Annotated in this window: 12 protein-coding genes; 8 read left to right on the plus strand and 4 right to left on the minus strand. The window is 64.6% G+C overall.

Features of this window, described 5'->3' with window-relative positions; translation table 11 throughout:
* Positions 1-73 precede the first annotated feature (73 nt).
* A complete protein-coding gene (locus EOA29_RS11465; protein WP_126092068.1) occupies positions 74-283 on the minus strand; it encodes a SlyX family protein in 210 nt (69 codons plus the stop codon).
* Between the two features lie 165 nt (positions 284-448).
* On the opposite strand from EOA29_RS11465, the gene EOA29_RS11470 reads away from it, so the two are divergent.
* The 6 genes from EOA29_RS11470 to deoA all read left to right on the plus strand — a co-directional run bounded on the left by EOA29_RS11470 (position 449) and on the right by deoA (position 6,693).
* The gene (locus tag EOA29_RS11470) at positions 449-1,981 is read left to right on the plus strand and encodes an ABC transporter ATP-binding protein (protein WP_126092069.1); all 1,533 of its coding nucleotides are present in this window, start codon (positions 449-451) and stop codon (positions 1,979-1,981) included.
* Positions 1,978-3,117 carry an ABC transporter permease gene (locus EOA29_RS11475; RefSeq protein WP_126092070.1) on the plus strand — a complete coding sequence of 380 codons (1,140 nt, stop codon included), beginning with the start codon at positions 1,978-1,980 and terminating at the stop codon, positions 3,115-3,117. The genes EOA29_RS11470 and EOA29_RS11475 overlap by 4 nt, the downstream gene beginning before the upstream one ends.
* Position 3,118: 1 nt before the next feature.
* Positions 3,119-4,090, plus strand: a complete 972-nt coding sequence (locus tag EOA29_RS11480) for an ABC transporter permease (protein ID WP_126092071.1) — start codon at positions 3,119-3,121, stop codon at positions 4,088-4,090.
* A gap of 74 nt (positions 4,091-4,164) precedes the next feature.
* A complete protein-coding gene (gene cdd / locus EOA29_RS11485; protein ID WP_126092072.1) occupies positions 4,165-4,557 on the plus strand; it encodes a cytidine deaminase in 393 nt (130 codons plus the stop codon).
* A gap of 13 nt (positions 4,558-4,570) precedes the next feature.
* Complete coding sequence (locus tag EOA29_RS11490; RefSeq protein WP_126092073.1) at positions 4,571-5,377, plus strand: purine-nucleoside phosphorylase; 807 nt, start codon at positions 4,571-4,573, stop codon at positions 5,375-5,377.
* Positions 5,377-6,693 carry a thymidine phosphorylase gene (gene deoA / locus EOA29_RS11495; protein WP_126092074.1) on the plus strand — a complete coding sequence of 439 codons (1,317 nt, stop codon included), beginning with the start codon at positions 5,377-5,379 and terminating at the stop codon, positions 6,691-6,693. The genes EOA29_RS11490 and deoA overlap by 1 nt, the downstream gene beginning before the upstream one ends.
* A gap of 92 nt (positions 6,694-6,785) precedes the next feature.
* Here deoA and EOA29_RS11500 read toward each other — a convergent pair whose 3' ends face one another.
* From EOA29_RS11500 to EOA29_RS11510, 3 genes are all read right to left on the minus strand, one after another.
* Complete coding sequence (locus tag EOA29_RS11500; protein ID WP_126092075.1) at positions 6,786-7,352, minus strand: TIGR02281 family clan AA aspartic protease; 567 nt, start codon at positions 7,350-7,352, stop codon at positions 6,786-6,788.
* A 107-nt stretch (positions 7,353-7,459) separates the two neighbouring features.
* The gene (gene upp / locus EOA29_RS11505; RefSeq protein WP_067002624.1) at positions 7,460-8,089 is read right to left on the minus strand and encodes a uracil phosphoribosyltransferase; all 630 of its coding nucleotides are present in this window, start codon (positions 8,087-8,089) and stop codon (positions 7,460-7,462) included.
* 154 nt (positions 8,090-8,243) lie between these two features.
* On the minus strand, positions 8,244-9,218 hold the full coding sequence (locus EOA29_RS11510) for an adenosine deaminase (RefSeq protein WP_126092076.1): 975 nt from the start codon (positions 9,216-9,218) through the stop codon (positions 8,244-8,246).
* A 168-nt stretch (positions 9,219-9,386) separates the two neighbouring features.
* Here EOA29_RS11510 and ubiE point away from each other — a divergent pair, with 168 nt between their 5' ends.
* Both ubiE and ubiB read left to right on the plus strand, forming a co-directional pair.
* Complete coding sequence (ubiE, locus tag EOA29_RS11515; protein ID WP_126092077.1) at positions 9,387-10,163, plus strand: bifunctional demethylmenaquinone methyltransferase/2-methoxy-6-polyprenyl-1,4-benzoquinol methylase UbiE; 777 nt, start codon at positions 9,387-9,389, stop codon at positions 10,161-10,163.
* 13 nt (positions 10,164-10,176) lie between these two features.
* The gene (gene ubiB, locus EOA29_RS11520; protein WP_126092078.1) at positions 10,177-11,751 is read left to right on the plus strand and encodes a 2-polyprenylphenol 6-hydroxylase; all 1,575 of its coding nucleotides are present in this window, start codon (positions 10,177-10,179) and stop codon (positions 11,749-11,751) included.
* Positions 11,752-11,988 lie beyond the last annotated feature (237 nt).

Consider the following 11,988-nt stretch of genomic DNA (forward strand, 5'->3'; position numbering starts at 1 on the left):
CTTGCGATGCGGTCTCCTTCACTGGCCATGACCGTTCTCCCCCAAAAATGCCCGCTCACCCCCCAATGCCCGCTCAATAGTGCGGCGGCTTGGTCACCGGCACGTCGGGAGCGGCCTGCTCCTCCAGGGCCAGGAACCGATCGGCAAGGGCGGCGAGCTTGCGTTCCATGCGTTCGATCACCTTCCACTGCTCGGCTATCTGGCCGGACAGTTCCTCGATCGTCTTTTCCTGCTCGGCGGCACGGATTTCCAGCGTCGTCAGCCGGTCGTCAGGTTTGGTCATTCAAAACTCGGGTTCTGTGAATGTGAAGCTCTCGGCCACGTTCGAAATTGACAAGCGCGCGGGGATTTGTCGAGAGTGAATGGTGTTCCGGCCAATTGGCACGGGCGGGGCATCATGCTAGGCATTTTGACCAAGCGATAAAAAAATAAGAGTGGGACAGGCTGCATGGCGCAAGCCGCAATCGAACTCATAGGCATCAACAAGAGTTTTGGCGCGGTGCGCGCCAACCGCGACATCAACCTGGAAGTCGTGCGCGGCACCATCCACGGCATCGTCGGCGAGAACGGCGCCGGCAAGTCGACGCTGATGTCGATCCTCTATGGCTTCTACCAGGCCGACAGCGGCGAAATCCACGTCGGCGGCAAGCCGGTGTCGATCAGCACCTCCAACGACGCCATCGCGCTCGGCATCGGCATGGTGCACCAGCATTTCATGCTGGTCGACAATTTCACGGTGCTGGAGAACGTCATCCTCGGCGCCGAGAATGACGCGCTCTTGAAGAGCAGCATCGCCAAGGCGCGCTCGGAGCTCGAGCGGCTCGAGCGCGAATACGGCCTCGAGGTCGATCCCGATGCCGTCATCGAGGAACTGCCGGTCGGTCTCCAGCAGCGCGTCGAAATCCTCAAGGCGCTCTATCGCGGCGCCGAGATCCTGATCCTCGACGAGCCGACCGGGGTTCTGACGCCGGCCGAGGCCGACCACCTTTTCCGCATCCTCAAGCAATTGAAGGAGCAGGGAAAAACGGTGGTGCTGATCACCCATAAGCTGCGTGAGATCATGGCCATCACCGACACGGTGTCGGTCATGCGCCAGGGAACCATGGTGGCCACCAGGGTGACGAAGGAAACCACGGTCGGCGAGCTGGCCGAGCTGATGGTCGGCCGGCGCGTGCTCTTGCGGGTCGAGAAGGGCCAGTCGGAGGCCGGCGCGATAAAGCTCTCGGTCAAGAACCTGACGGTCAAGGATTCGCGCGGCGTCACCATGGTCGACGACGTCTCCTTCGACGTGCGCGGCGGCGAGATCGTCGGCATCGCCGGCGTGGCCGGCAACGGCCAGTCGGAACTGCTCGAGGCGATCTCCGGTATCCGGCATGCCGTCTCGGGCGAGGTCATGCTCGAAGGCAAGCCGGTCGACCTCACCGGCAAGGCCGATCCCGGCGAATTGCGCGACCGCGGTCTCGCGCATGTGCCGGAGGATCGCCACCATGTCGGGCTGGTGCTCGCCTTCGAGGAGAACGAGAATTCGATCCTCGGCTATCACGACGACGAGCGTTATTTGAAGGGACCGTTTCTCAACGTCGATGCCATCATGGCCGACGCGAAGGACAAGATCGAGAAATACGACATCCGTCCTGGCAATCCGCGGCTGAGGACGGCCAATTTCTCGGGCGGCAACCAGCAGAAGATCGTGCTGGCGCGGGAGATGGAGCAAGACCCCGGCGTGCTGATCGTCGGCCAGCCGACGCGCGGCGTCGATGTCGGCGCCATCGAATTCATCCATAAGCGGCTGATCGCCATGCGCGACCAGGGCAAGGCGGTGCTGGTGGTGTCGGTCGAGCTCGACGAGATCCGCTCGCTGTCGGACCGCATCCTGGTGATGTTCGCCGGCCGCATCGTCGGCGAGCGCGGGCCGGAGGCGACCGAAGGCGAGCTTGGTCTCCTGATGGCCGGCGTCGAACACCAGGAGGCCGCCGAATGAGCACGCCCTACGCCAAGCTGCCGGCCTGGGCCGACTATGGGCTGATCCCGCTGATCAATCTCTCGGTGGCCTTCATCGTCGCCGGCTTCGTCGTCATGCTGGTCGGCGAAAATCCGTTCCGCGCCGCCGTCATCCTGGTCGAGGGCGCTTTCGGCAAGGGCACGGGCATCGCCTTCACCTTGTTCTACGCCACCACCTTCATCTTCACCGGGCTGTCGGTGGCGGTGGCGGCGCATTGCAGCCTGTTCAACATCGGCACCGAGGGCCAGGCCTATATCGGCGGCCTCGGCATCGCGCTCGTCTGCCTCAGCTTCGACAGCGTGCTGCCCTGGTGGGTGATCTTTCCGATAGCGATCGTCGCCGCGGCGGTGTTCGGCGCGCTCTGGGGCTTCATCCCCGCCTATCTGCAGGCCAAGCGCGGCTCGCACATCGTCATCACCACCATCATGTTCAACTTCATCGCCGCCTCGGTGATGGTCTATCTGCTGGTCGGTCCGCTGAAGCCGGCCGGATCGCAGGCGCCGCAGACACGCAATTTCCTCGCCGGCGCGGAATTGCCGAAGCTCAACTGGATCATCGAATTGTTCGGCGCCAAGATCCGCTCGGCGCCGCTCAACATCTGCTTCCTGCTGGCGCTGGTGATGGCGTTCCTGGTCTGGCTGCTGATCTGGCGCACCAAGCTCGGTTACGAGATGCGCACCTATGGCCATAGCCCGAAGGCTGCGCGCTATGCCGGTATTTCGGAAACCCGCATCATCCTCACCGCGATGATGATCTCGGGCGCGCTGGCCGGCATGATGGCGCTCAACCCGGTGATGGGCGACCAGCACAATGTCGCCATCGATTTCGTCTCGGGCGCCGGCTATGTCGGCATCGCCGTGGCGCTGATGGGCAGGCTGCATCCGGTCGGCATCGTGCTGGCGGCGATCCTGTTCGGCATGCTTTACCAGGGCGGTGCCGAACTTGCCTTCGAGATGCCGGCGATCAGCCGCGACATGATCGTCATCATCCAGGGCCTGGTCATCCTCTTTGCCGGGGCGCTGGAGCATATGTTCAGGCCGTATATCCAGACGCTGTTCGCCTCGTTCAGCCCGAAAGCTGTCGGCATCGAAGCGGTCAAGGGGAAGGGGGCCTGAGATGGACAGTTTCGCCGCCATCGTCCAGGTGCTGGACTCGACCATCCGACTGTCGGTGCCGCTGCTGCTTGCCTGCCTCGCCGGCCTTTATTCCGAGCGCGCCGGCATCTTCGACATCGGCCTCGAAGGCAAGATGCTGGTCGGCGCCTTCGCCGGCGCAGCCGCGGCCTCGGTCTTCCATTCCGCCTTGATCGGCCTCGGCATGGCCATCCTGATCTCGGTCGCCTTCGCCATGGTGCACGGCTTCGCCTCGATCACGCATCGCGGCAACCAGATCGTCTCCGGCGTCGCCATCAATTTCGTTGCCGCCGGCTCGACCATCATCCTCGGCCAGGCCTGGTTCCAGCAGGGCGGACGCACGCCGGCGCTGCAGCCGGGCGAGCGGTTCGAGGCGATCGTTTGGCCCGGCGCCGAAGCCGTCCGTGACGTGCCGATCCTCGGGCCGATCTATGCCGAGCTGATCTCGGGTCATTCGATCCTGGTCTACTTCGCCTTCGCGATGGTGCCGTTCACCTGGTGGGTGCTGTTCCGCACCCGTTTCGGCCTCAGGATGCGCGCGGTCGGCGAGAACCCGGCCGCCGTCGACACCGCCGGCATCTCGGTCGCCTGGCTGCGCTACCGGGCGCTGATCTGCACCGGCGTGCTTACCGGCGTCGCCGGCGCCTATCTGTCGATGGTGCAGAATGGCGGCTTCGTGAAGGACATGACGGCGGGCAAGGGCTACATTGCGCTCGCCGCGCTGATCTTCGCCAAATGGAAGCCGGTCAACGCCATGTTCGCCTGCCTGCTGTTCGGCTTCCTCGACGCGCTGTCGATCCGCCTGCAAGGCACGGCGCTGCCGGTCATCGGCAAGGTACCGGTGCAGTTCATGCAGGCATTGCCCTATGTGCTCACCGTCATCCTGCTCGCCGGCTTCATCGGCAAGGCGATCCCGCCGCGCGCCGGCGGCGTGCCCTACGTCAAGGAACGCTGAGATCGCGACGACACGAACGGCCCCGCCTCGGTGGCAATCGGCTTTTGGACAAGATCGTGGGAGAGAAGACCTGAATGTCGCATGATCTGTTCGAGGCGGCGAAGGCCGCGATGGCGAAGGCCTATGCGCCCTATTCCAAGTTTCCGGTGGGCGCGGCGCTGCGCACCGAGGACGGGCGCATCTTTGCCGGCGCCAACATCGAGGTGGCGTCCTATCCCGAAGGCTGGTGCGCCGAGACCACGGCGCTCGGCCACTACATCATGGGTGGCGGCGGCAAGATCACCGAGATCGCGGTGATTGCCGAGCGCATGGCCAGATGCACGCCCTGCGGCGGCTGCCGGCAGCGGCTGGCGGAGTTCTGCCGGCCGGAGACCAAGCTCTATCTCTGCGACAATACCGGCGTGGTCGAAACAGTCACCATGGGCGATATGCTGCCTTACGGCTTCAGGGGCGACATTTTGAAATGAAGAGCGGCTTGAAATGAAGGAAGCACTGGATCATCTGGTCGAGAAGCTCGACGGGCTGGCGCCGACCGCGGCCCTTGTCTTGGGTTCCGGCCTGGGTGGACTGGTCGACCAGGTCGAGGATGCGCGGCGTATCTCTTATGCCGAGCTGCCCGGCTTCCCGCGAAGCGGTGTCTCCGGCCATGCCGGCGAGGTGGTGGCCGGGTATTTCGCCGGCACGCCCGTGCTGATGCTGTCCGGCCGCGCCCACTACTACGAGCACGGCAACGCCGCCGCGATGCGCCCGGCGCTGGAGGCGCTTGCCGGCATCGGCATCTCGCATCTCATTCTCACCAACGCCGCCGGCTCCGTCGAGCCCGACATGGGGCCGGGTTCAGTGATGCTGATCACCGACCACATCAATTTTTCCGGTTCCAATCCGCTGATCGGTGAGCCGAGCGACCGCCGCTTCGTCGGCCTCACCGAGGCCTATGATGCCGGTCTGCGCAAGGCGATCGAGAAGGCGGCCAAGGCAACCGGCACCGCGCTGCACCAGGGCGTCTACATGTGGTTCTCGGGACCATGTTTCGAGACGCCGGCCGAGATCCGCATGGCGCGCATCATGGGCGCCAACGCCGTCGGCATGTCGACCGTGCCGGAAGTCATCCTCGCCCGCTTCCTCGGCCTCAAGGTCGCCGCCTGCTCGGTCATCACCAACCTGGCGGCCGGCATGACCGGAGCCGAGCTCTCGCACCAGGAAACCAAGGACATGGCGCCGATCGGCGGCGCGCGGCTGGCGACGATCCTGCGGCGTGTCTTCCAGGAAGGTTTGCCGGAAAGCTGATGCTCCCCCAGGAAATCATCCGCCGCAAGCGCGACGGCCACAGGCTCTCGGCGTCCGAGATCGCGACCTTCATCGAGGGGATAACGGCCGGCACCCTCTCGGAGGGACAGATCGGCGCCTTTGCCATGGCCGTGTTCCTCAAAGGCATGAGCCGTGAGGAGGCGGTGGCGCTGACGATTGCCATGCGCGATTCCGGCGACGTGCTCGACTGGTCCGACCTGCCGGGCCCGGTCACCGACAAGCATTCGACCGGCGGCGTCGGCGACAATGTCTCGCTGATGCTGGCGCCGATCGTCGCCGCCTGCGGCGCCTATGTGCCGATGATCTCCGGCCGCGGCCTTGGCCATACCGGCGGCACGCTCGACAAGATGGACGCCATTCCCGGCTATACCAGCCAGCCGGATGTGGCGCGCTTCCGCAAAACGGTGCTGGAAACCGGCTGCGCCATTATCGGCCAGACCGCCGATCTCGCGCCGGCCGACCGCCGGCTCTACGCGATCCGCGACGTGACCGGCACGGTGGAGTCGGTGCCGTTGATCACCGCCTCGATCCTGTCGAAAAAGCTCGCCGCCGGGCTCGGCTCGCTGGTGCTCGACGTCAAGGTCGGCAACGGCGCCTTCATGGAGAAATCGCGCGATGCGGTCGCGTTGGCGAACAGCCTGGTCGAAGTCGCCAATGGCGCGGGCCTGAAGGCCTCGGCGCTGGTGACCGGCATGAACGAGCCGCTGGCCTCGGCCGCCGGCAATGCGGTCGAGGTGAAGAACGCGGTCGATTTCCTCACCGGCCGGGTCCGCGACCGCCGGCTGGAGGACGTGACGCTGGCGCTGGCCGCCGAAATGCTGCAGTCGGCGGGGATTGTGTCGTCGAACCAGGACGGGATCAGGCGCGCCGCCGAGACGCTTGCCGGCGGCCGCGCGGCGGCGGTCTTCGCGCGTATGGTGACGACGCTCGGCGGTCCCGCCGACTTCGTCGAGAACCCGGAAAAATATCTCCCCGAAGCGGCGGTGGAATTGGCGGTTGAAGCGGTGGAGGACGGCTTCGTCACCGGCATCGCGACGCGCGACATCGGGCTCGCCGTCGTCGCGCTGGGCGGCGGGCGTACCCGTCCGGACGACAGGATCGATCACGCCGTCGGCCTCACCAGGCTGCTGCCGGTGGGCGGGGAAGTGCGGGCGGGCGAGGCGCTGGCACTGGTTCATGCGCGGACCGAGGCGGATGCCGAGGCTGCCGCCGCAGCGGTGCGCTCCGCCTATACGATCGGCGCCTCGAAGCCGTCCGCCGAAAAGACGGTGCTCAGGCGGATCCTGCCGCTATAACTATTTGTCTACACAATTCCGGACGGAAGGCTACGGCGAAGGCGCCGAGCCTGACCGTTACACATTTTTCCTGGAATTGCTTCAGGCCAGATCTACTGCACGAGCAGCAGCGCGCCGTTCTGGACCTCGTATTTCTGCAGCCGCTGCAGGAAGCTCATGCCGATCAGGTTGGTTTGCAGCGCCCGGTCGTCGAGAACGACCGCCTGGACATTGTCGATGGAGATCTTGCCGATCTGCAGGCGCTCGACGGTCACCACGGCCGCCTTGATGGCGCCGTTTGCCGTGTTCACCTGTTGATTGAAATCCGACTGGTTGAGCGAAATGCCGATCCTGCGCGCCGTCGATGTGTTGATGGCGACCAGCGTCGCGCCGGTGTCGATCATGCCGTCGATCTGGCGGCCGTTGAGCTTGAAGGCGGAGGTGAAATGACCACGTTCATCCGCATTGACCAGCACCTGGCGGCCAAGCGGCGTCGGCGCCGCCGGCCTGGCTGGAACCGAGGCGAGATTGACGCTGGGCTGAGCCTCCGGCGCCGCCGGTTTGGGCGCGACCGCCGATTTCAGCAGGCTTTCGACCGCCTGCGGGTTCGATTGGTAGAGGATCGGGATCGATGCCGAGGTTCCGGCAAAGACGCCAAGAATGACAAGCTTGCGCAGCATGGATCGACCTTCGTGAAGGCCGCATCCTTAAGCCGGCATGGTGTTTTCAGATTTAACGCGCGATGGAACCGTGATCTTTGCGTAAACGAGCGGTTAAGAAAAGGCGCTCACTTGGTTCCGTACATACGGTCGCCGGCATCGCCGAGGCCCGGCATGATGTAGCCCTTGTCGTTCAATTGGCGGTCGATCGAAGCGGTGAAGATCGGGACGTCCGGATGCGCCTTGGTGAAGCGTTCGATGCCCTCCGGCGCGGCCAGCAAGCAGAGGAAGCGGATGTTGGTGGCGCCGCGCCCCTTCAGCTTGTCGATCGCCGCAATCGCGGAATTGGCGGTCGCCAGCATCGGATCGACGACGATCACCAGCCGATCGGCGAGGTCGCTCGGCGCCTTGAAGAAATATTCGATCGCCTCGAGCGTCTCGTGGTCGCGGTAGAGGCCGATATGGGCGACGCGCGCCGCCGGCACCAGGTCGAGCAGGCCTTCGAGCAGGCCATTGCCGGCACGCAGCACGGAGGCGAAGACCAGCTTCTTGCCCTCCAGCGTCGGCGCTTCCATCTCCTCGATCGGGGTCTCGATGGTGGTGGTGGTGAGCTCAAGGTTGCGCGTGACCTCGTAGCCCAGAAGCAGCGAGATCTCGCGCAGCAGCCGCCGGAAACCGGCCGTCGAGGTCTCCTTCTTGCGCATGATGGTCAGCTTGTGCTGGACAAGGGGATGGTCGACGACGGTGACGCCCTGCATGATGTGCTCCGACTGGTTCGCAGTGGGTAGTGAATAGTGAGTAGTGAATAGTGAGCCGATTTGCGAGTCCCTGACTGAGGGAAAGCGCCAGCCTTCAACCGCGCGATGCGCCCACGGCCAAATCAATCACTACTGACTACTCACTATTCCCTTCTCACCGCACCTTCACGTCCAACCGGCCTAGCAGCATCGCTTTGGTCTTCCGGTCGACGAAGGCCGCCTCTATGGCCGTCCTGGTCACGGCGGTGAGCGCCTTGTCGTCCATCGCGAAATGCTCGGCGGCGATATCGTATTCGCGCTTCAGGGAGGTCCAGAAATAGGGCGGGTCGTCGGAGTTGAGCGTCACCTTGCAGCCGGCGGCGCGCAGCGCCGGGAAGGGATGCTCGGCGAAGCTTGCGAAAACCTTGAGCGCGATGTTGGAGCCGGGGCAGCATTCCAGCACCACGCCCTGATCGGCGATACGGCGGACGAGGTCCGGATTCTCGATGGCGCGCACGCCATGGCCGATGCGCGATGGGCGGATGTGGTCCAGCGCTGCCTTGACACTTTCCCATCCCATCAACTCTCCGGCGTGGATGGTGACGCCGAGGCCTGCCTCGCGCGCGATCTCGAATGCCCGCACATAATCCTCGAAATCGCCGATCCGCTCATCGCCGGCAACGCCAAAACCGGTCACCAGGGGATGGCCGCAGCGGGCCGCGAAGCGCGCCGCCTGCTCGATCGCCTCGACGCCGGCATGGCGCACGCCGGTGACGATCATGCGCCCCTCGATGCCCGTCCTGGCCTTGGCGCGGGCCATGCCTTCGCCGAGCGCGTCCGTATAGGCCTTGGGCGAGAGACCGGCCTTCCTGGCATGGTCCGGCGAGGTGAAGATCTCCGAATAGATCGCGCCGTCGCGGGCGAGACTGGTGAGGTAGTGGTCGGTCAGACGGGCATAGTCCTCCTCCGTGCGAAACAGGTCGGAGGCAAAGTCGTAGGCCGCGAGGAAGGAGGTGAAATCATGCCAGACGAAGGAGCCGTTCTGGATATAGGGCGAGGGGTCCTTGCCGTATTTGCGGGCCTGGCCGACGACAATGTCGGGCGCCGCTGCCCCTTCGATGTGGCAGTGCAATTCGGCTTTCAAAATCATGCGGCCATCCCGTCCGGTATTCTGTCCTCGCGCCGATTCCGAGCGGAAAATCATGCGAAATCCTGCCCGAACCCGTTTTGAAGGCGCGGCCGAAAACCGCGCCTCGGACAATAGCGCCGGCCCCATCGATCGGCTATGGTCCCGCCGGTTTTATGGCGGATCAAAATAATGTCAGTTGAGAGAACCACGGCCGCGGGTGGCATGGAAACTTCCTATGGTTTCAGGAAGGTGGGCGCAGGCGACAAGCAGTCCCTCGTCAACGATGTCTTCCATAAGGTGGCCAATCGATACGACCTCATGAACGATCTCATGTCGGGCGGGTTGCACCGGCTGTGGAAGGACGCGATGGTCGCGTGGCTCAATCCGCCCAAGCGTCCGGGCTGGAAGGTGCTCGACGTCGCCGGCGGCACGGGCGACATCGCCTTCCGCATCATCGAGGCAAGCCAGCGCCAGGCGCACGCCACGGTGCTCGACATCAACGGCTCGATGCTCGAAGTCGGCCGCGACAGGGCCGATAAGAAAGGCCTCTCGGAAAATACCGTTTTCGTCGAGGCCAATGCCGAGGCGCTGCCCTTCGAGGACGAAACGTTCGACGCCTATACGATCGCGTTCGGCATCCGCAACGTGCCGCGCATCGATGTGGCGCTGAGCGAAGCCTTCCGCGTGCTGAAGCGCGGCGGGCGCTTGCTTTGCCTGGAGTTTTCCGAGGTCGACATGCCGCTGCTCGACAAGGTCTACGAGGCCTGGTCCTTCAACGCGATCCCGAAAATCGGCAAGGCGGTGACAGGCGATGGTGAACCCTATTCCTACCTGGTCGAATCGATCCGCAAGTTCCCCAACCAGGCGAATTTTGCTTCCATGATCACCCGCGCGGGCTTCGACCGCGTCACTTTCCGCAACTATTCCGGCGGCATCGCCGCGCTTCATTCGGGCTGGAAGCTTTGAGGCAAGCGCAGCGATGACTACCGTCGGGGCTGGTTTCAGGCTCGCAAGGGCCGGCTGGGTGCTGGTCCGCGAAGGCGTCGTCGCGGCGCTGCCCGGAGAAGAGCTTTCCGGCATGCCGAAGCTCGGCTGGCGGCTCGCACGTGTGCTCGCCCGCCGCCGCGCGCTCGCCCACCAGCGCGGCGACCGGCTGGCGCAGGCGGTGGTGCGACTGGGTCCATCCTACGTCAAGCTCGGGCAGTTCCTGGCGACGCGGCCGGACGTCGTCGGCAACGACATGGCGGTCGACCTCGCCCTGCTGCAGGACAAGATGCACACCTTCCCAAAAGCGGAGGCGATCGCGGCGATCGAGGCCTCGCTCGGGCGCAAGATCGACGATCTCTATGCCAGCCTCGGAGAGCCGGTTGCGGCTGCTTCGATCGCCCAGGTGCACGGCGCCGAAGTCGTTCGCGACGGGAAGGCTTCACGGGTGGCGGTGAAGGTCATCCGGCCCGGCGTGCGCCATCGCTTCTTCCAGGATCTCGAGAGCTACTTCCTCGCCGCTCGCCTGCAGGAGAAATACATTCCCTCGTCGCGCCGACTGCGGCCAATCGAGGTGACCCAAACGCTGGCGCAGACCACCAAGGTCGAAATGGACATGCGGCTCGAGGCGGCCGCGTTTTCAGAGCTCGGTGAAAACACGAAAGACGATCCGGGCTTCCGCGTGCCCGCGGTCGATTGGGAGCGGACCGGCCGCGACGTGATCACCATGGAGTGGATCGACGGCATCAAGATGAACGATCTGGTCGGCCTTGCCGCCGCAGGTCACGATCTCAAGGCGATCGCCGCCAATCTCATCCAGTCGTTCCTCAGGCACACGCTGCGCGACGGCTTCTTCCATGCCGACATGCATCCGGGCAATCTGTTCGTCGAGGCGGACGGCACCATCGTCGCCGTCGATCTCGGCATCGCCGGCAGGCTCGGCAAGAAGGAGCGGCGTTTCCTAGCCGAGATCCTCTACGGCTTCATCGTTCGCGATTATCAGCGCGTCGCCGAGGTGCATTTCGAGGCCGGCTATGTGCCGCGCCAGCACAATGTCGAGGCTTTCGCGCAGGCGATCCGCGCCATCGGCGAGCCGATCCATGGCCAATCGGCAGACACCATTTCGATGGCCAAGCTCTTGACCCTTCTGTTCGAGGTCACCGAACTTTTCGACATGGCGACGCGACCGGAACTGATCCTGCTGCAAAAGACCATGGTCGTCGTCGAAGGCGTCGCCCGCACGCTCGATCCGGCCTTCAACATGTGGAAGACGTCGGAGTCGGTGGTCAGCGACTGGATCGCCGGCAATCTCGGTCCGCGCGGAATGCTGACCGACGCTCGCGACGCCGGCAAGGCGCTGGTGGCGCTGGCAAGGCAAGCGCCGGATATTGCCGCCCGTACCGAGCGGCTGTCGCGCGAAATCGACCTGATGGCCGAACATGGACTGCGATTCGACGAGGCGACCGCGCGCGCCATCGGCAAGGCCGAAGCCCGCCATACCCGCTCCGGCCGCGTGGCGCTGTGGGTGATCGCGCTGACGCTGATCTATATCGCTTGGCGGATCTTCTGAACGCCGCCCGCCTTGCCGTGATTTGATTGCATTGCTATCATTGCTGACACCAGTTTGAAGCGGATGCAATCACATGGCCAGCATCACGATCCGCAACCTTGACGACGAGGTCAAGGACCTGCTGCGGCAACTGGCGGCCGAAAATGGCTGCTCGATGGAGGAGCAGGCGCGGGCGATGATCCGCGCGGCGGTCGAAGGCCGGGCAGGGCAGGCCGACCGCATCGACCAGATCGAGAA

The sequence above is a fragment of the Mesorhizobium sp. M1E.F.Ca.ET.063.01.1.1 genome (assembly GCF_003998155.1).
Classification (GTDB): Bacteria; Pseudomonadota; Alphaproteobacteria; order Rhizobiales; family Rhizobiaceae; genus Mesorhizobium.

Bases quoted from the DNA above. Each gene is read 5' to 3' on its own strand.
- EOA29_RS11475 (WP_126092070.1), top strand. From the start codon at position 1,978: ATGAGCACGCCCTACGCCAAGCTGCCGGCCTGGGCCGACTATGGGCTG.
- EOA29_RS11510 (WP_126092076.1), bottom strand. From the start codon at position 9,218: ATGATTTTGAAAGCCGAATTGCACTGCCACATCGAAGGGGCAGCGGCG.
- EOA29_RS11490 (WP_126092073.1), top strand. From the start codon at position 4,571: ATGAAGGAAGCACTGGATCATCTGGTCGAGAAGCTCGACGGGCTGGCG.
- cdd (WP_126092072.1), top strand. From the start codon at position 4,165: ATGTCGCATGATCTGTTCGAGGCGGCGAAGGCCGCGATGGCGAAGGCC.
- EOA29_RS11470 (WP_126092069.1), top strand. From the start codon at position 449: ATGGCGCAAGCCGCAATCGAACTCATAGGCATCAACAAGAGTTTTGGC.
- upp (WP_067002624.1), bottom strand. From the start codon at position 8,089: ATGCAGGGCGTCACCGTCGTCGACCATCCCCTTGTCCAGCACAAGCTG.
- ubiE (WP_126092077.1), top strand. From the start codon at position 9,387: ATGTCAGTTGAGAGAACCACGGCCGCGGGTGGCATGGAAACTTCCTAT.
- ubiB (WP_126092078.1), top strand. From the start codon at position 10,177: ATGACTACCGTCGGGGCTGGTTTCAGGCTCGCAAGGGCCGGCTGGGTG.
- EOA29_RS11465 (WP_126092068.1), bottom strand. From the start codon at position 283: ATGACCAAACCTGACGACCGGCTGACGACGCTGGAAATCCGTGCCGCC.
- deoA (WP_126092074.1), top strand. From the start codon at position 5,377: ATGCTCCCCCAGGAAATCATCCGCCGCAAGCGCGACGGCCACAGGCTC.
- EOA29_RS11500 (WP_126092075.1), bottom strand. From the start codon at position 7,352: ATGCTGCGCAAGCTTGTCATTCTTGGCGTCTTTGCCGGAACCTCGGCA.
- EOA29_RS11480 (WP_126092071.1), top strand. From the start codon at position 3,119: ATGGACAGTTTCGCCGCCATCGTCCAGGTGCTGGACTCGACCATCCGA.